This is a genomic window from Streptomyces sp. NBC_00461 (assembly GCF_036013935.1).
Lineage (GTDB): Bacteria > Actinomycetota > Actinomycetes > Streptomycetales > Streptomycetaceae > Streptomyces.
The window spans coordinates 7578304-7603331 of sequence record NZ_CP107902.1 but is presented as its reverse complement, the minus strand read 5'-3'; the positions used below and the strand labels follow the sequence as shown (position 1 = coordinate 7603331).

General features: G+C 73.5%; 15 protein-coding genes. 7 read left to right on the top strand and 8 right to left on the bottom strand.

The window, feature by feature from the left end:
* Positions 1-1259 precede the first annotated feature (1259 nt).
* Positions 1260-3614, top strand: coding sequence for a malto-oligosyltrehalose synthase (gene treY, locus OG870_RS35340; protein WP_327691847.1), 2355 nt, complete (start codon positions 1260-1262; stop codon positions 3612-3614).
* Between the two features lie 229 nt (positions 3615-3843).
* Positions 3844-5106, top strand: coding sequence for a M14 family zinc carboxypeptidase (locus OG870_RS35335; RefSeq protein ID WP_327691846.1), 1263 nt, complete (start codon positions 3844-3846; stop codon positions 5104-5106).
* A gap of 17 nt (positions 5107-5123) precedes the next feature.
* Here OG870_RS35335 and OG870_RS35330 read toward each other — a convergent pair whose 3' ends face one another.
* The 3 genes from OG870_RS35330 to OG870_RS35320 all read right to left on the bottom strand — a co-directional run bounded on the left by OG870_RS35330 (position 5124) and on the right by OG870_RS35320 (position 7613).
* A complete protein-coding gene (locus OG870_RS35330) occupies positions 5124-5540 on the bottom strand; it encodes an SSI family serine proteinase inhibitor (protein ID WP_266590806.1) in 417 nt (138 codons plus the stop codon).
* Positions 5537-6901: a M14 family zinc carboxypeptidase gene (locus tag OG870_RS35325; protein WP_327691845.1), complete on the bottom strand. Its 1365-nt coding sequence runs from the start codon at positions 6899-6901 to the stop codon at positions 5537-5539. The genes OG870_RS35330 and OG870_RS35325 overlap by 4 nt, the downstream gene beginning before the upstream one ends.
* Before the next feature lie 160 nt (positions 6902-7061).
* Positions 7062-7613, bottom strand: coding sequence for a DUF1707 and FHA domain-containing protein (locus OG870_RS35320; protein WP_266523170.1), 552 nt, complete (start codon positions 7611-7613; stop codon positions 7062-7064).
* A gap of 172 nt (positions 7614-7785) precedes the next feature.
* Between OG870_RS35320 and treZ the strand changes: the two genes are divergently transcribed.
* Positions 7786-9531 carry a malto-oligosyltrehalose trehalohydrolase gene (treZ, locus tag OG870_RS35315; protein ID WP_266523168.1) on the top strand — a complete coding sequence of 582 codons (1746 nt, stop codon included), beginning with the start codon at positions 7786-7788 and terminating at the stop codon, positions 9529-9531.
* Between the two features lie 11 nt (positions 9532-9542).
* On the opposite strand, the gene OG870_RS35310 is transcribed toward treZ, so the two are convergent.
* The 5 genes from OG870_RS35310 to cyc2 all read right to left on the bottom strand — a co-directional run bounded on the left by OG870_RS35310 (position 9543) and on the right by cyc2 (position 15505).
* A complete protein-coding gene (locus OG870_RS35310) occupies positions 9543-10514 on the bottom strand; it encodes an aminoglycoside phosphotransferase family protein (RefSeq protein WP_327691844.1) in 972 nt (323 codons plus the stop codon).
* A 48-nt stretch (positions 10515-10562) separates the two neighbouring features.
* Positions 10563-11690, bottom strand: a complete 1128-nt coding sequence (locus OG870_RS35305) for an aminopeptidase P family protein (protein WP_327691843.1) — start codon at positions 11688-11690, stop codon at positions 10563-10565.
* 117 nt (positions 11691-11807) lie between these two features.
* The gene (locus tag OG870_RS35300) at positions 11808-12425 is read right to left on the bottom strand and encodes a LysE family translocator (protein ID WP_327691842.1); all 618 of its coding nucleotides are present in this window, start codon (positions 12423-12425) and stop codon (positions 11808-11810) included.
* 110 nt (positions 12426-12535) lie between these two features.
* The gene (locus OG870_RS35295; protein WP_266590792.1) at positions 12536-13114 is read right to left on the bottom strand and encodes a PDZ domain-containing protein; all 579 of its coding nucleotides are present in this window, start codon (positions 13112-13114) and stop codon (positions 12536-12538) included.
* A gap of 225 nt (positions 13115-13339) precedes the next feature.
* Positions 13340-15505: a germacradienol/geosmin synthase Cyc2 gene (gene cyc2, locus OG870_RS35290; protein ID WP_327691841.1), complete on the bottom strand. Its 2166-nt coding sequence runs from the start codon at positions 15503-15505 to the stop codon at positions 13340-13342.
* 281 nt (positions 15506-15786) lie between these two features.
* Between cyc2 and OG870_RS35285 the strand changes: the two genes are divergently transcribed.
* The 4 genes from OG870_RS35285 to OG870_RS35270 are packed head-to-tail and all read left to right on the top strand — an operon-like array spanning position 15787 to position 25002.
* Positions 15787-16260 (top strand): hypothetical protein, encoded by a 474-nt coding sequence (locus OG870_RS35285; RefSeq protein WP_266590788.1) that lies wholly within the window; start codon positions 15787-15789, stop codon positions 16258-16260.
* A gap of 14 nt (positions 16261-16274) precedes the next feature.
* A complete protein-coding gene (locus OG870_RS35280; RefSeq protein WP_266590786.1) occupies positions 16275-18941 on the top strand; it encodes a tetratricopeptide repeat protein in 2667 nt (888 codons plus the stop codon).
* Positions 18941-24670 carry a CHAT domain-containing protein gene (locus OG870_RS35275; RefSeq protein WP_266590784.1) on the top strand — a complete coding sequence of 1910 codons (5730 nt, stop codon included), beginning with the start codon at positions 18941-18943 and terminating at the stop codon, positions 24668-24670. Before OG870_RS35280 ends, OG870_RS35275 begins: the two co-directional genes overlap by 1 nt.
* Entirely contained in the window at positions 24664-25002 is a 339-nt protein-coding gene (locus OG870_RS35270) for a hypothetical protein (RefSeq protein ID WP_266523148.1), read from the top strand. The genes OG870_RS35275 and OG870_RS35270 overlap by 7 nt, the downstream gene beginning before the upstream one ends.
* Positions 25003-25028: the final 26 nt, after the last annotated feature.

Below are 25028 nucleotides of genomic sequence, written 5' to 3'. Positions count from 1 at the left end.
CCGGGCTCACCGAAACGGTCCTCCACGCGCGCGTGGAGGACCGTTTCGGTGAGCCCGGGGTACGAGGCCGGGCACGCCCTCGCCGGCGTCGCGCAGGCGAGTACGGCGGCCAGCCTCGCCGCCGCGGAGACGGCCACGGGGGCGGTACGACCCGGCCAGTCGGCCGGTGACGGCAACCACGAGACCCTGGCCCGCCGACGAGGCCGGGCACGCGCGTGGAAAGCCGTTTCGGCGAGCCCCGGGATACAAAGCCGGGCACGCCGCGGCCGCGATCGCCGCAGGCGAGTGCCCGGCCAGACTCGCCGCCGTGGAGACGGCCACGGGGGCGGTACGACCCGGCCAGTCGGCCGGTGACGGCAACCACGAGACCCTGGCCCGCCGACGAGGCCGGGCACGCGCGTGGAAAGCCGTTTCGGCGAGCCCGGGGTACGAGGCCGGGCGCGCCCTCGCCGGCGTCGCGCAGGCGAGTACGGCGGCCGGACTCGCCGCGCCGAAGGTGGCCGCGGGCCGTAGAACTCGGCCGGGGAGCCGGTGGCGGCGGCCGCGAGAGCCTGGCCCGCCGACGTGTGGTGTTCCGGGCCGGGTGCCGGGCCGGGTCGCGCCCGTCGTCGGGTGCAGGGCGAAACCCGTGACGCAGACGGCCGCCAGGAGGGCGGTGGCGGCCAGGGCGTACGCGGGATGTGTGAGTACGGCGGCCAGGTCGACCAGTGCCGGTCCCTGGCGAGGGAGATCTCGTCGAGGGTGCTTCCGAAGGAGAGGGTCGCGCCGACCGTGGGCTGGGGGCCTGAGCGCCGGCGGGCCGGCGTTGCCGGGCGGGCGCGGCCCGGGGGCCGATCAGCGGTACGGCCGCGCTCGCCGACGAGCGCGGGCAGCCCGGTGGGCGGTCCGGCGAGCACGCCGGCCACCTGGCGCGGCGATCGCGACGCCGTCGGCGAGGGAGAAGGCGAGGGAGAAGAGGAGCACGACCTCCGTCGGCCTTGCCGGTCGGCGGGCCGAAGCTCACCTGTCCGGGCGTGAGTGCCCCGCCGGTGAGGCCCGCGGCCGTCGGCGAGACACTCGTGCGGGCGACGAGCGGCACACGCCCGAACTGGATCGTGGCCGTCGGCAGCAGCGGCCCGGTCGGCGCGATGACGTATGACGTCCTTGTTCGTGCGCCCCATGTGCCCCGTGATCCCCGTCGCTCGACGCCGGCCACGCGCGCGTGCACTTGTGGAGGGGTCGATGACACGAAGGGCGCCAGGACGGGTACGTAGGTTTGCATGACACCTGAGCGAGTCGACCCCGTGGTGCCCACGGCCACCTACCGGCTGCAGCTGCAGCCGGCGTTCCCGTTCGCAGCGGCGGCCGCGGCCGTGCCGTACCTGGCCTCGCTCGGCGTCTCGCATCTGCATCTGTCGCCGGTGCTGGAGGCCGTGCCCGGCTCCCTGCACGGCTACGACGTCGTGGACCACGCGCGCGTACGCGAGGAACTGGGCGGTGAGGAGGAGCTGCGCGCGCTGGCGCACACCGCGCGGGAGCACGGTCTGGGCCTGGTGGTGGACATCGTGCCGAACCACATGGCGATGGCCCCGCGCCACAACCACGCCCTGTGGGAGGTGCTGCGGGAGGGCCCCAAGTCGCCGTACGCGCGCTGGTTCGACGTCGACTGGGAGGCGCAGGGCGGCCAGATGCTGCTGCCGGTGCTCGGAGGGCCGCTCGGCTCGGTGATCGCCGACCTGCGCGTCGACGGTGACGTGCTGCGCTACTACGACCACGTGTTCCCGTTGCGCGAGGGCACCAGGGAGCTGCCGCTGCCTCAGCTCCTTGACGCGCAGTGGTACCGCCCGGTGTGGTGGCGGCTGGCCCGCACGGAACTCAACTACCGGCGTTTCTTCAGCATCTCGGAGCTGATCGGGGTGCGGGTCGAGGACCCGGAGGTGTTCGAGGCGACACACGCGAAGGTCCTTCAGCTGCTGCACGAGGGCGTGGTCGACGGGCTGCGCGTCGACCATCCCGACGGGCTCGCCGACCCGGACGCGTACCTGAGGCGGCTGCACGAGGCGACGGACGGCCGCTGGACGGTGGTGGAGAAGATCCTGTCGGACGGCGAGCCCCTGCCGGCCTCGTGGCCCGTCGCGGGCACCACCGGCTACGACGCCCTGCGGCACATCGACGGGCTCTTCACCGATCCTGCGGGATTCGGTGAACTCCTCGGCCAGTACCGGCGGTTCGCGGCCCCGCAGGCGGACCGGGGCGGCGACTGGGCGGCGACGGTACGGCGGGCGGCGTACAAGGTGCTCACGCACGAGCTGGCCACCGAGGTCGACCGGCTGACCCGGGTGACGAACAGACTGTGCGCCGCCTCACCGGATCCCGCGCTGCGCGACCGTGCTCCCTGGGCGCTGCGCACGGCGCTTCAGGAGCTGCTGGTCCGCCTGGACGTCTACCGGCCCTACGCCTCCGCGGACGCCGCATCCGTGGTCACCGAGGAGGCCGCGGCCGAGGCCCGGCTCGCCTTCGTCGTACCGGAGGAGGCCGGTGCGGTGGACGTGGTGCGCGACCTGGTGCTGGGGCGGGCCAGTGCCGGGCCCGACCTCCTGGAGTTCCGGGCCCGGTTCGCGCAGACCGCGTCGGCGCTGCGCGCCAAGTCCGTGGAGGACACGGCGTTCTACCGCCATGTGCCGCTGCTGTCGGCGACCGAGGTGGGCGGCAACCCGGGCAGCCCGGCGGTGTCCCCGGAGGACTTTCACGCCTACTGCGCGCGCGTGCAGCGCGACTGGCCGGCGACCGGGACCGTGGTGTCGACGCACGACACCAAGCGCAGCGCCGACGTACGGGCGGCGCTGGCCGTGCTCACCGAGTGCCCGCAGCGCTGGGCGGACGTACTGGCGGAGGTGACGCGCGCGGGAGAGGGCGTGCCGGACGCGCAACTGGCGTGGGCGGCCTGGCAGACGGTGTTCGGTCTCGGTGCGGCAGCCGAGGAGCGCGTGCAGCAGGCTCTGTTGAAGCATGTCCGCGAGGCGGGTCTGTTCACGAGCTGGACGGAGCAGGAGCCCGCCTACGAGAAGGCGGTGGCGGCGTTCGTCGCGGCGGGTCCGTGCGGGACGCCGGGCGAGCACGTGGTCGCCCTGAGGAGTGCGCTGGAGGAGCACATCCGGGCGAACGTGCTGGGCACCGCCCTGGTCCACCTGACGATGCCGGGCGTGCCGGACGTCTACCAGGGCACCGAGGGCGAGTACCTGGCGCTGGTGGACCCGGACAACCGGCGGACGGTGCGCTTCCCGCCCGAGGACCCAGGCGACAAGGACGCGGTGACCACGGCGGCGCTCCGGCTTCGCGCGCGGCGGCCCGCCGCCTTCGGGGACGCGGCGACGTACGCGCCGCTGACCGCCGAGGGCCCGGCGGCCGCCCACTGTGCGGCGTTCGTACGGTCCGGGGAGGTCGTCACGGCGGTGACACGGCTGTCGCTGCGGCTGGCGGAGGCGGGCGGCTGGCGGAACACGCGCCTTCCGCTGCCGCCCGGGCGCTGGTCCGATGTGCTGTCTCCGGAGCGGGAGTTCACGGGGCACGCGCGCGTGGAGGACCTTTTCGAACGACTGCCGGTGGTGCTGCTGGAGCGGGTCGCCGCGGAGTAGGGCGGGAAGAGGGCGCCCTGGAGGCGGTGTGGAGGGCTTTCCGGCGGTCGCCGGGCATGCGCTGCATCAGCGGTGAGTGCGGTGTCCGCGCCCCGGCCGCCGGCAACGCCCACAGCTGCCGCCGGCAAATGCATCCGGGCGCCCCCGGGAGCCTCCCCCATGGTGTCCTTGACACGTCACAGAGAGCGTGGCGTACTGCGGAGGGCCAAGCCGGGCGGACGTGACGGGGGTGAGTCTCCTGCCGCAGCTGTGCTACCCCACCGTGCCCCAACTCGTTTCGTGCGCAGGGTTGTTGGCCGCCCATAGACCGGGCCTGTGCACACTGCGGCAAGTCGGCGTGTCCCGGGCGGGCAGGCCCCTGCACCTGCTGTCGGTGGGCCATGCGCGGCGTGCCGTGCTGGTCGTCGCGGGTGCCCACGCCAACGAGCCGACCGGCGGCTCGACCCTCCTCGCACTCGCCGAACGAGTGCTGTTCGAGCGGGCGTTGCGTGCGGGCACGTCCTGGCACTTCCTGCTCTGCGCGGATCCCGACGGGGCGAGCCTGCACGTCACCCCGGCACCGCGCAGCCTCTTCGACTACCACCTCGGGTTCTTCCGGCCCGCGGCCGAGGAGCAGCCGGAGTGGTCGCCGTCCGTGCTGCCGCCGCACCTGCTGCCGCACCTGCTGCCGCCCGAGACGCGCGCGCTGACCCGGGTCATCGACGAGCTGCGCCCCTACCTCCAGGTGACCCTGCACGGCACGGATCTGGGCGGCAGCTGGGTCCAGTTGACGAAGGACGTACCCGGTCTCGCCGAGCCGTTCGCCAAGTCCGCGGCGCAGCTGCACATCCCGGTGGAGACGGGCGCCTCGGACGCCGCCGGCTGGGCCGCGTCCGGGCCCGGAGTGCATGTGATGCCCTCCGCCGGCGCGGGCGCCGCGTACCCGAGCATGCCCGACGACGCCCGTCACAGCACCTGGTACGCCACCCACCGCTACGGCGGTCTGACGGCGGTGGTCGAGGTGCCGATGTGGGCGAGCGACCTGGTGGACGACCCTGCTCCGCATCCCGCGCCGGCCGCGGCGATGCGACGGCTGGCCCGCCGGCTGCTGCGGGACGCGCTGGAGGTGGAGCGGGTGCTCGCCGAGGCGCTGCCGCGTCTGGAGGGCGTCGAGGGGCCGCTGCTGCGGGCCGCCAAGTGGGCGCTGGAGTTGGTTCCGGGCCTGGCCGCGGACTGGATCCACACGCCTCCCGCCGACAACACGATGGCGTACGTCGGCAGTGTGGACGCGTTCGGCCGCCGCCTGCCGCTGCGGGCGGCGGCCATGCTGCTACGGGTCCTGCGGGAGAACGGCGACCGTGCGGCACCGGGTCTGGAGCGGCTCGTGGCGACCTGGAGCGACTCCTTCGCGCGGCGTTTCCGCGCACGCTGGGTGCCTTTGGAGCACCAGGTCGAGCACCAGTCCCGTACGGTCGTCACGGCCGCGCTGTGTGCGCGTGACCGGGCGGCGTGACGGCGTGATCCCGGGGATCAGCCGTCCAGTGCGAAGACCGATCCCGTCCGCGCGCCCATGAAGCACGTGCTGGAGTAGGTCTGGGTGTAGTCGACCTGCCGGCCGCTCCACTGCCCGCGCGCGTGGACGGTCACCGGCGCGTAGATCATCGAGCAGTAGCGGTCCTTGGCCGGGATCCGGGAGATGTCGCCGTCCACCGCCGCCAGTTCACTGCACGCCTCGGCAGCTCGTGTGTGGCCCTCGGGTGGGTCGCACATCAGCAGGGTGCCGTGGCTGGGGCCGGAGCGGGCGTCGCCCTTGGTGACCGTGAGGTAGAGCCAGTCGCCCGGCGGGAAGTGCCGGGCCGTCGCCTGGGCGGGGGCCGCTCCGGCGACGAGGAGGGCGGCCGCCAGCAGACCGCCTCGTACCGCTTTCACTGTGGTGCTGATCGTCATTCCTGATGCATCGGCACGACGGCCTGGGTACCCCAGTCCGGCTCACTCGAACGGGACAACGCGGGCGCGTACCGCCCGGCGAGTTCGAACGCGGCGAGCACCACGCACGACTGGTACTCCACCTGGCGGGCGACCGGTATCCAGCGCGCCCCCATGCCGTCGCGGTAGTCGGCGCACCACTCCTCGACGAGGCGGTCCAGGTCGGGCAGTACGCCCGCCGGGTCGCGGCCGGCGCCGGTCACGAGCTGGTGCAGCAGCCCCGCGGTCCGCAGCGCGAGCCGCCGCCCGGCGATGCGCAGGGCGGCCAGGTGGGCGGTGCTGAGCGGCGGGAGCGGGCGCGCCCCGACGGCGACGTCGGGGTCCCACGCGTCGGCGAGCCCGGGGCAGACCAGTAAATAGTCGTCCACCGGGGCGAGCAGTGCGGCCACGTCCGGCGTACGCGCGAGGTGGGGCCTGAGCCGCGCGAGGAGCACCTCAAGAAGCCGGGAGTCGTGGCGCAGCGTGTGGCTGACCGTGCGCAGCACTGCGGCGGCGTCGGCGGGCGGGGAGCCGTCCTCCACGGCCGCAACCCCCCACATGGGTGCCTCGACGACCGCCGTCACCGTGCCGTGCCGGTGCGGGTGGAACCAGGTCGACTCGACGGCCGCCTCGGTGATGGCCGCTGCCAGATCGCCGATGCGGGGCGGCGGGATGCGGTGGACGGCGGGGCCCAGGCTCGGCCAGTACAGGGTGTCGTACGGGCCGAGTTCGCGCGGGATCCCGAGGCGGGCGGCGGTGTGGGCGACGCGTGTCGCGAGGCCCGGCAGGTCGTGGGTGAGTTCGACGAAGCCGCCGCCGACGTCGACGCCGTGCAGGGAGCACTGCAGGAAGGGCCGCAGTTCGTCCTGGAGGTCGAGCAGGGTGCGGGTCTCCGGCAGCGCGGCGCCCGCCGCGCCGTCGGGCAGCCATTCGGGCTGTTCCAGGAAGCCGGGCCGGAAGAAGTTCCGGAAGTAGCGGCCGAGGGTGTACGGGCCCTGCAGCCAGCCCTCATTGCGGCGCAGGCCGTCGGGGTCGAGGGACAGCAGCAGGTTCCAGGTGGCGTCGGCGCCCTCGGTGAACCGCGGGTCGGCGAGTGCGCGTTCGGCGAGGCGCAGCACGGTGGCGCCGCCGACGGGTTCGTTGGCGTGCGGTCCGGCGACGACGAGAGCCTGGCGGCTGCCGTGACCGACGGAAAGCAGCCACATCGGGGCGCCCGCGCGGGAGGTGCCGACGCGGCGCAGACGAGCGTCCGCGGGACGGCGGGCGACGAGTGTTGCCGCCCGCGCGCCGAGCTCGTCGACGGTCGGGTAGCGAAGGAGTGGCGGCAGGACGCACCTCCACAATGTGGCGCCGTCGCTTCACCTGATGTACATGGCGTACGCACAGTCAGTCACGACTTGAGGGGTACGTCAACACCATGGAAGGGAAAGCGATTTGGGCCATCACGGCACGTCAACGCCGTGTCATGCTCAGGCCAAAGCTAAGGCGTGGCTGAGTCGGCCCTCAGTCGACGGCGAGCCGGAACGACATCCGACCGAAGCCGACCTGATCGCCCTCGCGCACGACGGCGGCGCCGATGACCCGCCGCCCGTTCACCGTGGTGCCGTTGGTCGAGCCGAGGTCGCGCAGCACCCACGTGCCTCCCTGGCGGCTGAGTTCGGCATGCACGCGGGACACGGTTTCATGCGTGAGGCGCAGTCCGTTGGCCGGATCGCGTCCGATGCGCAGCGGGTAGCCGCCCGCGGGGTGCGGCAGCAGCAGCTTGGGAAGACGCTCGGCCTGCCAGGCCCTGCGCAGCCGTACCGTGAAACCGGAGACCGCCTCCACGGTGCCGAACACCAGGCGCGAGAAGCGGCTCTCCTGGGGGAGGTCGGCGGTGAGGACGGCGAGTTCGTCCGAGCGGCGGGCGGCGAGGGCCAGATCCATGCGGCGGATGAACGTGTCGTGCGACAGCCTTCCCATGGCGACGCCGTCACGCAGCACCTGCAGCGCCTTGTCGCGCTCCGCGTCGGAAAGCCGCGCGGGGTACGTGTTGAATTCGAAAGACGACGTCACGTTCGTGATTGTCGGTCAGCCGACTGCGGGTGTCCAGAAAACGAGAAAACGCCCGCCACGCGCGCGTACCTGACGACACCAGCCGCAAAAGGGAGGATTCAAAAGCGGATTGATCTCGTTTGAAGCACCATGGTCGGGCTACATCACGGTGAGCAGACGAAGGGGACCGTCCGTGCAGTTCGAGGTGTGGGCACCGCAGGCCGACCGTGTGACGCTCCAGTGCGACGGCGCCACGCGCGCGTTGGAGCACCATCCGCAACGGAAGGGCTGGTGGCGAGGAGAGGCCGAAGCGCGGGACGGCTCGCGGTACGGGTTCGCGGTGGACGACGGTCCCCTGCTGCCCGACCCGCGTTCGCGCAGACAGCCGGACGGACCGGACGGGCTGAGCGCCGTCGTCGACCACGGGCGGTACGCGTGGCGCACCGAGTGGGCCGGGCGCCCGCTGCCCGGCGCGGTCCTCTACGAGCTCCACGTGGGCACCTACACCCCTGAGGGCACCCTGGACGCGGCCGCGGAGCGGCTGGGGCACCTGGTCGAACTGGGCGTCACGCACGTCGAGTTGATGCCGCTGTGCCCCTTTCCCGGGCGGCACGGCTGGGGCTACGAGGGCGTCTCGCTGTGGGCGGTGCACGAACCCTACGGCGGCCCCGAGGCGCTGAAACGCTTCGTCGACCGGGCGCACGAACTGGGCCTGGGCGTGGTCCTGGACGTCGTGCACAACCACCTCGGTCCCTCGGGCAACTACCTGCCGGCGTTCGGCCCGTATTTCACGGACACGCACCACACACCGTGGGGGTCCGCGGTCAACCTCGACGCTCCCGGTTCGGACGAGGTCCGGGCCTATCTGGTGGGCAGCACGCTGGCCTGGCTGCGTGACTACCGGTTCGACGGGCTGCGCCTGGACGCGGTGCACGCGCTGGCGGACACGCGCGCGTGCCACTTCCTGGAGGAGCTGTCCAAGGCCGTCGACGCCCTCGCCGCCGAACTGGGCCGGCCGCTGTTCCTGATCGCCGAGTCCGACCTGAACGACCCCCGCCTGATCACCGCCCGCGCGGAGGGCGGCCTCGGTCTGCACGCACAGTGGAACGACGACTTCCACCACGCCCTGCACACCGCGCTGACCGGCGAGTCCCAGGGCTACTACGGCGACTTCGCGCGCGCTCCCTTCGCCGCGCTCGCCAAGACACTCGGCGGCGGCTACTTCCACGACGACACGTACTCCAGCTTCCGCGGCCGCCACCACGGGCGCCCCCTGGACCGTACGCGGGTGGCCGCTCACCGGCTCCTCGGGTACAGCCAGACGCACGACCAGGTGGGCAATCGCGCGCAGGGAGACCGGCTCGCGGCGATCCTCTCCCCCGGCCTGCTCGCCTGCGCGGCCACGCTCACGCTCACCGCGCCCTTCACGCCGATGCTGTTCATGGGCGAGGAGTGGGCGGCCGGCACGCCCTGGCAGTTCTTCACCGATCATACCGATCCGGAGCTCGCCGAGGCCGTACGGCGGGGCAGGCGGCGGGAGTTCGCGGAGCACGGCTGGGCGGAGGAGGACGTACCGGATCCGCAGGACCCCGCGACCCGCGACCGCTCCTGTCTCGACTGGACGGAGCCCGGGAACGAGCCCCACGCGCGCGTGCTGGACTGGTACCGCAGGCTCATCGCGCTCCGGCACGAGCAGGCCGACCTGACCGATCCCGACCTCGCCGACACCAAGGTGGCGTACGACGAGCGGGAACGCTGGCTCGCCTTTCGCCGCGGGGACGTCCGGGTGGTGGTGAACCTCGCCAAGGCACCGGCGGCCATCCCGCTGGGCACCCGTCCCGCGCGCGTGCTGGCCGCCTGGGAACCGCTGGACGCGCCGGACGCGGACGGCGTGCTGCACGTGCCCGGGGAGTCGTGCGCGGTGCTGCTGCAGGACTGAACGGACAGCCTCTAGAGCTCCCCGTCCGCGTCCCCGTCCTCGCCGCCTTCCCCGTCCCCGTCCTCGTCACGGAACTCCGTCACCCGCTCCAGCAGGATCGCCTCCCAGGCGCGTCGCAGCTGGGTCCGCAGCAGCGGCAGGGGGCTGTCGCCGCCCCTCAGGCGTTCGGCGAGGCGGATCACCGTGTCGCACCGGGCCAGCCACAGGCCACGCAGACAGGGGCGGGCGCCGTAGCCGGCCAGCGTGGCGGCGCGGACGGCGGCCGGGGAGCCGACGGCGATCGCCAGGCCCGCGATGTCCTCGGCCGGGTCGCCGACGGCCGCGCCGGTCCAGTCGAGGATGCCCCGCACCCGGCCCTCGGCACTGACCACGAGGTGCTCGCCCTTGAGGTCGTGGTGGACGAGGACGGCGGTGCCGGGCTGGGCCGCGAGCTGGACGGCGGCCGAGGCGCTGAGCTGGTGGAGGCGGCCGGGATCGAACTCGTCGGCCGCGGCGAGGCGCACGGCGGACTTCTCGGCGGCCCTGCGCAGGGCCTCCAGGGAGCGTGGGGCGGTGCGCGGGACGCCCAGGGTCTCCGCCTGCCGGGCGGGGACCTCGCGCAGCCCGGTGAGCAGCCCCGCGAGGTCGGCCTCCCCGACGGCGGACACGTCGTGCTCCTCGCCCGAGCCACCGGGCACCGCCGTGTCGAGCGTGTACGTCAGCCCGGGCGCCCACTCCCCGTGCGCCACGCTCACCGGCACCGCCACCGGCAGATGCGGGCGCACGACATCGCGCAGGCGCAGTTCGCGGCGCTGGAGGAGGGCGGTCTCGCGGTCGGGGGCGAGGCGCAGCACATGGCGGGTGCCGACCCACCAGGTGGAGTACGCACCGCCCCCGGCGACGGGCCGCACCTCGGGTCCGGCGGCGCCGCCCGCGCCGCCCTTGAGCAGGGAGCTGACCAGCCGGCGGACGGTGTCCGCGGTGGGTGTCGGTGCCTGGGTCATGGTCGCGCCGTTGTCACTCGAGGGTGGACGGGGGCTCCTTGAGGTGGCTCAGTCCACTATGACCATCTCGCGGTCGGTGTTGTTGAGGCGGCGGCCGCCGTCCTCGGTGACCGTCACGATGTCCTCGATGCGCACACCGAAACGGCCGGGCAGATACACCCCGGGCTCCACGGAGAAGCACATGCCGGGCACGAGGGGCTGCATTTCGCCCTCGATCATGTACGGCGGCTCGTGCGTGGTGACGCCGATGCCGTGCCCGGTGCGGTGGATGAAGTACTCGCCGTACCCGGCGTCGGCGATGACCGCACGGGCCGCACGGTCGACGTCCTGGCAGGCGGCACCGGGCCGCACAGCCCGGAAGCCCGCCTCCTGGGCCTCGCGCACCAGGTCGTGGATCCGCCGTTCCAAGTCGGTGGGTTCGCCGACGTGGACCGTGCGGGAGGTGTCGGAGCCGTAGCCGTCCTTGAGGCCGCCGAAGTCGAGGACGACCATGTCGCCGCGCTCGATGACGCGCTCGCCCACCTCGTGGTGCGGATTGGCGCCGTTCGGGCCGGAGGCGACGATGGTGAAGTCGACCTGGGAGTGGCCGAACTGCCGCAGCAGCTCGGCGAGGTCGGCGCCGACCTCTGACTCCAGACGGCCGGCGAAGGGAACCTTCCTGATCTCCTCGAACGTCGCGTCCGCGGCCGCGCTCGCCGCCGCCATCAGGTCCAGCTCCGCCGCGTCCTTGACGGCGCGCAGCATCGGCAGGGCCTCGGAGAGGGCCGCGTAGACGGTACCGGGCAGCGCGCGCTGCAGGCCGAGCAGGTGCATCGCCCAGGCGTTGTCACTGACGCCGAAACGGCCGGTGCTGTCGAGCAGGGCGGCGGTCGCGGCGTAGGGGTCCTTGCCGTCGGTCCAGTCGCGCAGGTTCAGGGCGGACGCGCCGACCGCCTTCGCGGCGTCCGGGGCCTCCAGTGTGGGCACGACCAGGACAGGGGCCCGTCCCCGCGCGAGAACCAGCAGGGTGAGCCGTTCGGTGGCCGCGGTGGGGGCGTATCCGGTGAGCCACACCAGGTCCGGCCCCGGAGCCACCAGGAGCCCGGCGAGACCGGCGTCGGCGGCAACATCCGCGGCGCGGTCCATGCGGGCCCGGTAGTCGTCGGCGGTGAAGGGCGCGCTCGTGCTGCCGGTCATCCGGGCCTCCCGGGACGAGTGTAGGAACCACAAGGGACTACGGGCAGCATCCTGCCCGGACACAGAGGGCCGCGCGACCGGTCTGCGGATCTTTCGGGCGCTTCTCCGGCCACGGCGTCAGCTTTCCAGGGCGAGACGGACGCCGAGGAGCAGCAGCACGCCCCCGGAGACCTGCTCCAGGCGGCGGCGCACCCCGGCGCGGGACAGGACGGCCTTCATCCGGCCGACGAACCACACGTACAGGCCGTAGTAGCCGACTTCGTAGACCGCCCAGAGCGCGGCGAGTCCCACCATAGTCGGCAGGTGGGGGGCGCCCTCGGGCACGAACTGCGGCAGGAAGGACATGGCGAAGATCGCCGCCTTGGGGTTGGCGAGGTTGAGCAGCAGCCCGCCGCGGTAGGCGGCCCAGCCGCTCTTCTCCTCGCTCTCCCAGCCTCCCGCGGCCTTGCCGGTGCGCCGCGCCTGTCGCAGCGCCTGGATGCCGAAGCCCACCAGGACGGCCGCGCCGACGATCCGCATCACGTCGTACGCCGCTTCGGAGGCCGCGAGCAGCGCGGTCAGGCCGAACGCTGCGACGACGCCCCAGATGAAGACGCCCGTCTCGTTGCCGAGCACGGTGAGGAAGCCGGAGCGTCTGCTGCGCAGCGACTGCTTGATGATCAGCACGGTGCTGGGGCCGGGCGAGGCGGCGATCAGGGTGCAGGCGCCGAGAAAGGCGAGGAGGGTGCTCAGCATGAGCGTCATCGTGGTCGGTGCCGCGGGGTCGGGCCACTGTTTTTCCCGGCCTGATCAGCCTTTCTCCCACCCGGCTCTCCCGCCCCCGGTCGACGGAGGTCTCCGGCTGGTCATGTGACGATTCCCGGTACGGCGGTCAACTGCTGGTAGCCGCCGCTTCGATGACGCACGGTCAGGGTGACCCCGTAACCGGGGCGGGCGTGTGCGACGGTGCGGGCGAGGTCGGCGGCCGAGTCGACACGGGTCCTGCCGAACGCGAGGACTACGTCACCGCGGACCAGGCCCGCCGTGTAGCCCGGGCCGGGGACATGGACGCCGACGACCAGCGCTCCCGCCTTCTCGGCGTCGACGGCCTCCAGGCCCAGGGTCGCGGCGGCCGGGGCCGGCGTCGGGGACGCGGGTGAGGCCGGGGCCGATGGGCCGGGGTGGGACCGAACAGAGGACTGCGGCGGTGCCTGGCGCTGCAGGTCGGCGAGTTTGCTCAGGCCGATGACCGTGGCGCCGACCGTGCCGAGACCGACCCCGGACAGCACCAGGACCGCCCCGACGAACAGGCCGAACAGCAGGGCCCTGAGCCGTCGGCCGCGCCGCCGCGCGGCGTGCGGGCGCCGGGCGGCGGTGCCGGGCTTGCCGCCACCACCGGGTTCCCGGCCGGGCATCGGCTTGGGACGCAACGCAGTCTGTTCCATGGATCGCCTCCGAGTGGAGTGCTACCCGGGGCTTCGGCGCGCGACGAGCCACGAACGAGTGAGACTGACCCGTGGTCAGGGGGTGGTCGGCAACGGAGGGCCTCAGGACGCACCCGGGCCGGCCTCGCTCATCCGGCCGCAGCTGTACGGCGACGGCTCGCGCCCGCACCCGATGGTCCGGGTGCCGACGCGAGCCGCGGTGGCGCAGGTGGCCCAGGCCGAGAGTCAGACCGTGTGGCCTGCGGGCACCGACGGTGGCTGGTCCGGCAGGAACGTGTGGGTGCGGCGGGCCAGGTATTCGGGCTTGTAGCGGTCCACCTTCCGGTGCCAGTTGAGGATGCCCGCCATCCAGTTCTGCAGGTCCTTCACATAGCCGGCCATGACCTCGCGGGCCTCGTCCGAGAGGCCGAAGTCGTCGTAGGCGATGGGCAGTTCGTGCGCGGCGACGTGCTCGAACTGCTGCATGCGCTGGGTCATCAGGTCATGGATGACGGAGAGTGCGGTCGGGTAGTCGATGCCGAAGAAGTTCTGTACGACGAGGACGGCGTTGTGGATCTCGCCCTCGTACTCGATCTCCTTCTGGTACGAGAAGACGTCGTTGACCAGGCATGCGTAGTCCGCGGCCGCGTTCTCCAGGGAGCGCAGGGGGCCGCTGCGGTAGATCTCGGGCGGTACGGCGGGGCCGTGGCCCATCCGGCACAGGCTCATGGTGAGGTCGGAGCCGAAGGTGGCGCGGCGCATCTCCAGGTAGTCGACCGGGTCGGGGATGCGGTTCTGCAGCTGGTTGGACAGCTCCCACACCCAGCTCTCGGTCATCACGTCCACCGTGGCCTTGACCGTGCGCCGTTGGTCCGGGGTCATCTCCGAGGTCGTGCGTGCCCACAGGTCGATCAGGCCACGTTCCATGCCGTTGGCCGGGACGAGGGCCTCCTGACCGTCGACCGGCATGCAGTCGGACAGGCGCTGTGTCGTCAGCCGGGCGGCGGCCAGGTCGCGGCGGTGGCCGAAGACGAGCGGGTAGTAGTCGTCCCCGTACGTGCCCCAGGCGAGCCACTGCGAGCTGAGGTCCAGGGCTTCCGGCGTCGCGTCCGGATCGAGGCCCGCCGCGCAGAGCGGGAGGTCGCAGGAGGCCAGCTTGTCCTCGTCCCAGACGCCCTCCTGGAGGATGCCCGTCGCGTGCGCCCAGTCGGTGAGCCGGTGCCGGGCGCCCTCCAGGTGCGGGCTCAGTTCCACCTCGTAGGGCATGTGGAAGTCGGGCAGCAGGGACGGGCCGACCTTCTGGAACGGCACGTGCGTGTGCGCGCGCAGGCGCTCGGCGCCGGCCGCCGCGAGCAGAGCGCCGACGTCCGCGGCGGAGGTGCCGGGGCCGGTCAGGCCGTGCCACGGATTCGCGGACCGCGCGCGGGCGTTCATGTAGCGGCTGGAGCGCATGTGCCACTCGTGGCCGCCGGACTGCCAGTCCTGAAGGCCCTGTGTGTACTTGGCGACGGCGGTGACCTCGGGCGGGGCGAGGCCCGTCTCCAGTGCCACCGCGGGCACTTCGGTGAGCGCGGTGTGCTCGAACTGGTGGAGCCGGGAGGTGAGGACGTCGTTGACGGTTTCGGCGGCCTCCTGCGTGGTGCAGCCGAAGAACGTCTCCAGAACCAGCACGCCGTTGCTGAGCTCGCCCTCGTCCTCCACCTCGCGCTGGTAGGAGAACAGGTCGTTGCGCAGATGGACCGCGTCGGAGAACGTCTCCATCAGCACCCGCAGCGGCCTCGACCGCGCGACGGATGCCGGGACTTCGGCCGTCGCGTACTCCACCAGCCCGGCCGACCAGGGTGCGCCGCCCACCTTGCGGCGCATCTCGATGTACTCGACGGGGTTGGCGATCCGCCCCTCGTTGATGTTGGACAGCTCCCACAGCGACTCGTTGAGGAGGTGCTCGGTGGCGACGGCGAAGCGGTGGCGCCAGTCGGCAGACATGGACGGCACCGTGCGCGTCCACAGGTCGGCGAGGCCGGCCTCCACCGGGTTCTGCGGCTCCGGCATCGGGGTCGACAGGTCCATGGGCATGAACAGCGGGAGCCGGTCGAGGTAGGCCTTGCCGCCGACGCGGTCCTGGGTGCGCTTGAAGGTCTCCAGGAAGTGGTCGTCGAAGAAGAAGACCCACACGTACCAGTCGGTGATCAGGGAGAGGGCCGGGCCGTCGCACTCGGGGTGGGTGTAGGCGCAGAGCAGTCCGTAGTCGTGCGCTTCGAGGTCGGACTGCTCCCAGATCCCGGACCCCTCCAGCATGCCCATCCCGCGTGCCCACTCGGTCGAATGGGCACGCGCCTCGTCCACATGTGGGTTCAGCCGCGCGGGGTACGGCATGTAGAAGTGCGGGAGTTCGAAGGGCTGCTGCGTCATGGCCGGGCCCTACCCGTGGCCCTCCGGGCCCATCCGCGGGGCCGGACATGATCACACCATCGCGTGAATCAGGGGTGATTCCGGGAGTCCCGACGGACTCTTGTGACGTTCACCCCCACCACCTCCACGCGCGCGGGTGCACTGACCCGAGGCTGTGGCAGTACTGGCAAGTAGGGGTGAAGGCAGGACCGTTCAGGTGGCGGACGGCGATCCGTGGGGCCTAGGCTCGGGCGCCACATGGAAGCCGACCGGCCGTAGCGGCCCGGGGGAGGTAGGCCGTCATGACTGAGACACCGCTGCGCGCGGAACTGCTGCTCACCCACGACGTGTCCGCGGAGCTGGAGCGGGAACTGACCGCGGGATTCGCCGAGTTGGGTGCGTCCACGCTCCGTGTCCGGCGGACGATCGGTCATCGCGGCCCGGCCGAACTCCAGTGGCTGGTCCTGGCGTCGCTGCCCCTGCAGGCCTTCCTCAGCGGGCTGGGCGGCGAGGCGGTGAAAGACGGCTACCGGGCGCTGAAGGGCCTCGTGGGGCGACTGGCCGGGCGCGATGACGCCGCGCCGGCACAGGCGCCCCGTCCACTGGTGCTGCACGACGAGCGGACCATGCTGCGGATCGTCCTGGAGGCGGATCTGCCGCAGGGCGCGTACGAGCAGTTGGCGGCGCTCGACCTGAGCCGGTTCACCGTCGGGCCCCTCCACTACGACCGTGCGCTCGGCAGGTGGCGGTCCGAGTTGGACGAGGCGGCGGGCTGAGGCGCGGCGACGAAATGGCCTGCGACGAGGTGCACCACGGATCGGGGGCCGAGAGCCAGATGCAGCCCGGCGAACTGAACCGACTCCGACAGGAGTGCGACCGGGGCGAGGCCCTCCTGTCCACCGGCGACCTGACGGGAGCGGAACGCGCCTTCCGCGCGGTCCTGGAGCGGGTCGGCCCATTGGAGGACGGCAGCCCGGAGCCGGGGCACGAGGGAGACACGGCCACAACGGAGCGAACTCTGCCCGGCGCCGTACCGGCGGACCACCGGACACTGGCGGACGACAGCCCGGAACCGGGGCACGAGGGAGACACGGCCACAACGGAGCGAACTCTGCCCGGCGCCGTACCGGCGGACCACGGGGCGCCTGAGGGCAGCGGCTTGGACGGGGAGGTCGGCGCCTCCCCCGGTCGGCTGGCCGCGCGGGCGCATGTCGGGCTGGGGCGGCTGTTGCTCGATGCGGGGGAAACCGGGTGGGCCGAGAAGGAGTTCCGGCGGGCGGCGCGGTTGCGACCGGTGGACCGGGATCCGTTGTACTGGCTGGGCTGTTCCGCCGCTCACCGGGGCGCGCATCAGCAAGGCGCTTACGAGCTGGCCGAGTTGAGGTTCACGGAGGTCGTGGAGCGGTGGGAGGGGGACGGTCCGGCGCTCGTGCAGCGTGCCTACGTCCGCGTACGACTCGGCCGCCCCGCCGACGCGCTCGCCGACTTACGGTCCGCCGAGCGCGTCGGCGCCCTGGACGCGGAGGCGCGCTGGGTGCTGGCCGCCCTGTCGGGGGCCACTGCGCATGACGTCGCCCGGCTGCTGGGCGTGGCCGCACGGTCCGCCATGGAGCGCGCCCGGGCCACCGGGCCACAGGGGCGCTCCCGGGCCGCCGCCGACTGGAGCCGGGCCGTGGCGCTCCTCGACCGGGCGCGCCAACTCGACCCAGGCGAAAAGGAGTTCGCCCTCCCCCACGCGGTCGCCCTCTGTCTGAGCGGCCGCCGCGAGGACGGGCTCGCGATACTCGCCACCGCGTCGCGCTCCGCGCCCACCGACCGTCACCTCGCCCACACCTTGGCGGTGATGGCCTGGCAGGCACTGGCCCCTGGGGGCGATGCAGGGGGCGCGGACAACGCGGGCGGCACGGTCGCGTCGGTGGGCGGGCCGAGCGAGAACGGCACAGGCAGCGCGGGCAGAGCCAGCAGCTCAGGCAGTCAGCCCGAAGCAGGCAGCCCGGCCGTCCAGATACCTGGTGCGTCGGGTGCCGGCGGCGGCAATGGCGCGGACGTGGCCCATGCCTGGGCGCGGTGCGTCGCGGCGTGGGCCGGGCTCTTGCACGACGCCGTCTTCTGGGAGCGCCGGCGGAGCGACGCGGCGCAGCGGTATGGCGTGAGCGTCGACGACAAGACCCTCACCGCGCTCCGTGCCGACCTCCAGGCCAGACTCGAAGCCCTCATGCCCGGGCCGGACGCCGGTGACCGGACCTCTCCCGAGGCGCTGCTGAACCGGGAGATCGAGGCGGCGCGCCTGCTGGCGGAGACCGGAGGGCTGCCTCTCGCGACCCGTTCCGCCGCCCTCGTCTGCGGGCCGTTACGAATCGTGGAGCTGGGCCGGGAACCGGAGTTGGGCGCGTTCGTCGGTGCGGCGGGCGAGGCGGCACCGGCGCTGCGTCAGGCCTTCTCCCATCTCGGCTTCGCCCAGGCCCTGCTCCGTCTCGACCGTCCCGGGGAAGCGCTCGACGCCCTGTCCGGCCTCCGCTGCCCGAGTTGCCGAGTCCGCGGAAGAAGCGGCGCCGACAGCAGGCAGCGCAGCGCCGGACAGCCGAACCGCGTCCCCGCCGCCACGGGAGGACCCACGACCCACCCCGGACAATTCACCGGGTCGCACGCGGGCGAGCAGCCCGACAGCACGCCGGACGCCGTTCCGTCGCACACCTCGGCGCCCGCCGAGTCCGTGCGCAGCCGACCCGACCGTGCCCCCGTCTGCGAACCCGACTGCGCTCACTTCGACCGGCGCAACCCGGCGTACGTCGGACAGGCCGACAGACACGCGCTGCTGCTGCGGGACGGGCGGGCGCTGGCACTGGCGGCACGACTGGCGCAGGCGCGGGCCGCGTTGGCCCCGGCCGGGCCCAACGTTCGCAAGGCCACGGCCGGTTGGCAGAAGGCGCTCGTGCATGCCAAGGCCATCGGGCAGGGCGCCGAGGTGGAGGGCATCGTCGCCGACACGGCGCTCGGCGCGGCCAAGGCGCTGCACCGGGCCGGTGACATCGTCGCGGCGGGGGCGACGCTGGAGGCCGCGTACACCCTGCTCGCGGACAGTCAACCCGACCGCCTGAAAGGGCAGTTGGCGCGGGTGCTGACCGACCGGGGCATCGCGCAGGCCAACCGTGACATGGGCCGGCTGGAAGGCCCGGCCGACGATCTGCGTCGCGCCGTCGAACTCAACCCGCATCTGCACCGGGCCCAGGCCAACCTGGGTGTCGTACTCCGCATCCTCGGCGCACGCATGCGGTGGTCGGGAAGCCTCGTGGGGTGCCGGAACAGGCTGCAGGACGCGCTGGACCACATCACGGCCGCGTTGGCGCACTTTCCCGGGGATCCTGAGCTCACTCAGCTACGAGATCTGGTGGAAGCCGATCTCTCCCTGGTTCACTCGGAGTTGGAGCAGGGGCGGATCGGGGGACTGCCGGAGTGATGGAGTACGAGGAACTGCGCTTCCGGGTGCGCCAGGTCGGCGTACACCGTCATGTGCTGACGGTCAGCGGGGCCGGCGGTGCCGCGGAGGTGCTGGCGGTGGGCGACCGGCCCGAGGCGTACCGAGAGCGGCTGGAGCAGCTGATCGAGGCCGAGCTCGGCTTCGCGCCCCTGGGCGACCAGGACGCCGCGTCCCGACTGCGTGACCTGGGGCGGGACGTCTTCGGTGTGCTGCTGGGCAGACGGGCCGCGGAGTGTCTGGGCGCGGCGCACACGCACGTGCGGCGCATGCAGCCGGCGCGCGGACTGCGGCTGCGCTTCGACCTGCCACCCGCCCTGCGGTCGCTGCCGCTGGAGGCGCTGTGCGCGCCCGCCGCCCAGCCGGGCCAGTCGACGGCCCTGCACGACGGTCTGTCGCTGGTGCGCTCGCTGCCGGGCGGTCCGATCGGCCGACGGCTGCCCGAACCGGAGGACGCGCCGAGCAAGATCCGGCTCCTGGTCGTGCACGCCTCGCCCGACGGCGGGGAACTGCCGGTCGGCGAGGAGGAAGTGGCCCATCTTTTACGGGAGTTGCCGCAGGTCGCCGTGGAGACGACCCTGGTGCGTCCGGCCACCCGGGAGCGCCTGGAGAGCGCGCTGGGCGAGCGCTCGGATCTGCCGACGGCCGTTTTGCTGATCGCCCACGGTTCGTACGACACCGGACTCGGCAAGGGCATGGTGCACCTCGAAACTCCGGACGGCCGCACCGACCACGTCCCCTCCGACCTGCTCAGCGGCATGCTGCTGCGGGCGCCTCGACTGCGCTTGGCGGTGCTCAACCTCTGTTCGGGGGCGGACAGTTCGCACACGGAGCCGTTCTCGGGGCTCGCCCAGGCACTCATAGGTGGCGGGGTGCCGGCCGTGGTGGCGATGCACGGGCGGGTGAGCGACCGGTCGGCGGGGCTGTTCGGACCCGCGCTGCTGAAGAAGATCGCAGCCAACCAGACGATCGACGAGGCGATGGCGTACGCCCGCCGCAGCATCTCCTACCAGTCCGGGCACACCGCCACCGAGTGGGCGGTTCCGGCGCTGTTCCTGCACGAGGAGTGCCGGCACGGCTGGCTGTTCAAGGCGAAGGGCGTGCGCGACGGCGAGCGCACGGCGCACGATCCGCTACGGCAGGGTGCCGAGGCGCTGAAGGCCTTCAACGACCCCTTCGGAGACGTGGATTCGGCCCAACAGATCGAGGCGGCCCGTTTTCAGCGGCTGTGCCGGGAGTGGGAGGGAGTGCGCAACATCCTCGCCACCGACACCGAACTGTTCCGCAAGGAGCAGGAGCTGTTGCGGCAGGAGGCCGCGTACGAGCTGGCCTGGGCGAAGGTGCAGGGACTGTGCGAGCTGCTCACGGCGGAGGAGGCGTCGGCGGCACAGCACGCGCTGGCCGGGGTCCGCGCCGCGCTGCCGCGCGGTGAGCAGGCCTGGCTGCCCGTCCTGGACCAGGAAGTACTGGAACTCGCCAGGCTCACCGAGCTGTTGCAGCAGGCCCACGCGGCGGTACGGGCGGCGGATTGGACCGGCACCCTGGCCCTGTGCGAGGAGGTCCTCGCCGAGCGGCCCGCCGGGTTCGGCGACGCCGTACGGCTGCGCGACGCAGCCGCCGACGAGCTGGCGCTGGCCGACGCGTGCGAACGCGCGATCGTGGCGTGTGCCTCGGGCGACTGGGCGATCGCGTCCAGCGCCTACGGCCAGGCCCTCGGCCTGCGGCACGACCACGGTCCGGCGCTGACGGGTGCGGCCTACGCGCACGGCCGCACCGCGGAGGACGCGGGTGACTGGTCCGCCGCGGCGGACGCCTTCGCACGCTGCCCGCGGCTGTACGACGCCGCGGCCCGTGCGTCCCACGCCCGCGGCCGGGCGGCTGCCCTGGCCGGCGACTGGGGCACAGCCCACGAGGCGTTCGAGGAGGCGACGACGCGGTACGCGGACGCCGCCGCGACGGCTCCGGACGTACGGCGGGACGCGGCGGCCGGCCGTGTGAACGGGCACGCGCAGCTCACCGCGGTCGTCGCCCCCGGGGTGAGCGCGGGCACCCCGCCGCGCCTGCACTGCCCCGACCTCCCCGCCTCGCTCGCCTACGCCGCAGCGCGCGTCGCCGAGGTCCAGGAGAGATGGGAGGAGGCTGCCGAGGGGTTCGCCGCGGCCGACGGTTTCGGCGACGCCCTCCTGCGGGCTCATCACGCCCGTGGCCGCGCGGCCGCCAAGGACGGCGCCTGGCCCGAGGCACTGGCCTCGATGGAGACGGCCGCCGAGCTGCGCGTGGAGGCCGACGCGGCGGACATCCCGGTCGGGTCGGCGGACGGTCTGCCGGATCCCGGCTCCTGGATACCGGAGTTGAGGGAGCGGGTGCGCGAAAGCGCGGGCGTCGCCGCGGAGTCGGGTGAGTGGGCGCGGGCGCTGGAGTGTCTGCGGCTGCTGCCGGACGCGTACGAGGACACCAGGGCCCAGTGCCGGTTCGCCGAGGGCCGGGTCGCGGAGGCGGCCGGCGAGTGGGACGCGGCGGCCGAGGCGTACGACGACGCGCTCCACCCCGACGCTCCCGCCCGGCGGCACTACGCCCTCGGACGGGCCTCGGCCCTGTGCCAGGAGTGGGACACGGCTCAGGAGCACTTCGCCGAAGTACCGGACCGCATCCACGACTTCCCGGAGCCGGCCGCCGCGCTGCGGCTGTACGCGCAGGGCCGGTCGGCCGCCGCGCGCGGCGACTGGAGAGCCGTCGTCGAGGACTTCGGCGGGCTGCCGGACAGCCACGCGGACGGCGATGTCGGCCACCGGCGCAAGTACGCGCGCGCACGGCTCGCCGAACTGCAGGAGGCGGCCAGGGAGGACACCTGGACCTCGGTCCTCGGCCACCTGGACGACGTACCGGACGAGGCCCTGGAGGGGGCGGTGGGCCTGCTGCGCCGCAAGGCGACGGGGCTGCACGCGCTGAGCCAGGCCGAACTGGAGCGTGCCCGGGGCCTGTTCGAGCCGTTTTCCGAGGACGACGAGGAGTTCGGGCGGCTGCACGGCTATGTGCTGGCGCGGCTGCACGAGCGCGACGAGGCGTGGCGGGAGGCACTGGCCGCCTACCGTGCGCTGCCCGGGAGCCATGCCGATGTGGCACCCCGCTGCCGCTACGCCGAGGCGCGGGTCGCGGAGGCGGTCGCCGAGGGCGCCGAGCAGTGGCGGGCCGTCCGGGAGGCGTACGGGGAGCTGGCGGACGCCTTCGCCGACGACGGCGGTTTCGCGGACGCCGCGGTGCGCGCCCAGTACGCGCGTGCCCGGCTCGCCGAGGCCGAGGGCGACTGGGAGGAGGCGTGCCGCAGTGCCGACGCGCTGCGCGCTCACGCCGACGCGCCCCGGGTCGCCGCCTATGCCCGGGGTCGGCTCACGGAGGGCCGGCGGGACTGGCACCGGGCGGTGGACGCCTTCCGCGCGAGCGGGCCCTACCGGGACGCCGAGGCGCGGCTCGCCCACGGCGAGGGCCGGCTGCTGGAGGAGCAGGGCCGGTTCGCGGCGGCCGCCGAGGCGTACGAGCGGGCCGGCGGGGCTCACGAGGGGGCCCGGGCGCAGGCGGCGCGGCTGCGCGGGGTGCTGCGGCTGGCCTGGGTCGACGGTGCGATCGGTGAGCCGCTGGTGGCGGATCCGTTCGCGCTGCAGGACGAGACGTTCCCGTATCTGGCGCTGCGGGACGCGGGCGTGGGCCCCGGCTCCTCGATGGACGTGGTGAACGAGGTGTCGTTCACGCTGATGGAGCGTCAGGACACGAGCTGGACCTGGCCGGAGCGGGTGGCCTGGGACCGGCTGCGGGTGCCCGCGCGGCGGCTGGAGCTGGACGCCCTGCTGTACCGGTGGCACGCCCCGGCCGCGGTCCGTGAGGCGGTCGCGCACCTCGCACCGGGCGACGGGCCCGACCCGCTCGTGGCCCTCTGCGAGCGGTTCCCGAGGGACGCCCCGCTGCTGCTTCTGCTCGCCCGCGGCCGGGAGGCGGCGGTGGCGGCCTGGGAGGAGCGGCTGGCGGGCACGCCCGGCGACATGGCGGTGGTGCACGGGCTGGCCGTGGCCCGGCTGTGGCAGGCGCGGGAGCTGGAGCACAGCGGCGCCTGGGAGCACGCGGTACGGGCCTGGGAGCAGGCGCTCGCCTACTGGGCCGCGCTGCTGAGCGACGAGGGCTACTGGGACGGCTGGCGCACCGAGCGCGCGGGCTGCTACCAGCGGGCCGTGTCGTCCGACGACCTGGCGCGGCTGCGCCGGGACCTCAGCCTGCGCCTGTCCGACCGGCTGGCCGCGGGCGAGGAGACCCACACCGACCAGGACCGGCCCGAACAGGCCGCGGCCTACCGGAGGTTGACCACGCTGTTCGAGGCGGAGCTGGGCGGGGCGCGGGTCCTCAAGGAGGTCGGCGGGCTGCCGACGGTGCCGGGTACGGCCGTCGCGCTCGCCTGCGGGCCCCAGTACCTGCACATGCTGCGGCTGGAGGTGCCGCTGGCCGAGCGGGTCGCCCAGCTGAGCACGGCCGCCCAACACGGCCACGATCCGGGCGAGTTCGCCGTACGCCGACTGCGCTGGGCGTTCTCGGCGCTGGCCGGGGCGTACGCACTGGCGGAGGCGCACCGGTTCGAGGAGGCTCTCGCGACGCTGCCCGAGCTGGCCGCGCTTCCCGATCTCCCCCAGGACTGCGCGGGCCCGGGCCCTGGCGTGGAGGCGGGGACGCACATCGAGGGCTGCGGCCACTGCGAGGGCTTCGTGCACCGCGACCCGGCGTATCTCCAACTGCCGCGCAGGCGAGCGCGGTTCGTGCAGGACGGTGCGGCGCTCGCGGTGCACGCCCGGCTCGCGCTGGCCCAGGCGGCGCTCACCAGCGGCCTGGGCGGCCTTGACCGGGCGGTGGAGCACTGGGGGCAGGCGGTGACGGCGGCGACGAACGCCGGGATGCAGGGCCGTATCACGGGAGCCGTCGTCCAGATGGTGCTCGGCCGCGTCGAGGCGCTGATCGACACGCCCGCCGAGCAGCGGGACGCCGCCCTGGACGAGGCGGTGGCGCTGATCGAGCAGGTCAAGCCGGTGCTGCAGCCGCTCGCCCGGGACCTGGCGGCCCAGCTGGACGCCCAGCTGTCGCTGATCCTGTCGATGCGCGGCGTGTGGCGCGCCTCCTCGCGCGCGCGGTACGCCCTGCCCCTGGACGCGCCGGCCGGCGAGGCCGACCTGCGGCGGGCGCTGGAGCTGAACCCGGAGTCGGGCCACGCGCGCGGCAATCTGGTCCGGGCCCTGGTGTACACGCTGGACGAGCGCACGTCCGACCCGGTGGAGCAGTTGGGGCTGCTGGAGGAGGCGATCGGCCTGCTGCACACGGGACTTCGTCAGCAGCTGGCGCACAACTACCGGGAGACGCTCGCCGAGGCCCTGAACGCACTGGAGCGGCTGGTGGCACTGCGGATCGGTATCGACGGACTGGCCGAGCTGATACGCGCCACGCACCACGACAAGCCGGAGAACGAGACCGATCCCGCCGCGCTGGCGGAGAACCTCGCGGAGCGGGCGCGGGACAAGCGGGAGCAGCACGGCGACCCGGCGGTGGCCGTGCACCTGTTGATTCACGCGGTCCGTACGGATCCGTCCTCGGAGCGGATCCGCGGCTTCCTGCTGGAGGCCGTCCATGGCTGGCGCGACACCCTGCGGGGCCCGGGGCACGAGGAGGACGGCGCATGCTGATCGAGGATCCGGCCGGCGGCCCGGCCCGTACGTCGCCCTACGCGGCGCTGGCCCCGGTGGGCGTCACCCCGTGGACGACCCACGAGGAGATGCAGGACGTGGCCTTCGAACTGCTGGACCGGGGCCTGATGTCGCCGCAGACCCAGCAGGCGTGGAACGACCTGCGCAGCACCCGCCGCCGACTGCTGACCGACCTGTTCCTGTACGACATCGGTGACGGGCCGGGAGCCGAGGAGGCGTCGGCGGAGCACGGGGATCCGGAGCGGCCCGCCGGACCGCCGCCGGTGTGGGCGGCCCGGCTGCTGGACGACCTGATCCGGTTCGACCGGTGAGCGGCCGTGGCGCCGGGCATGCGCGA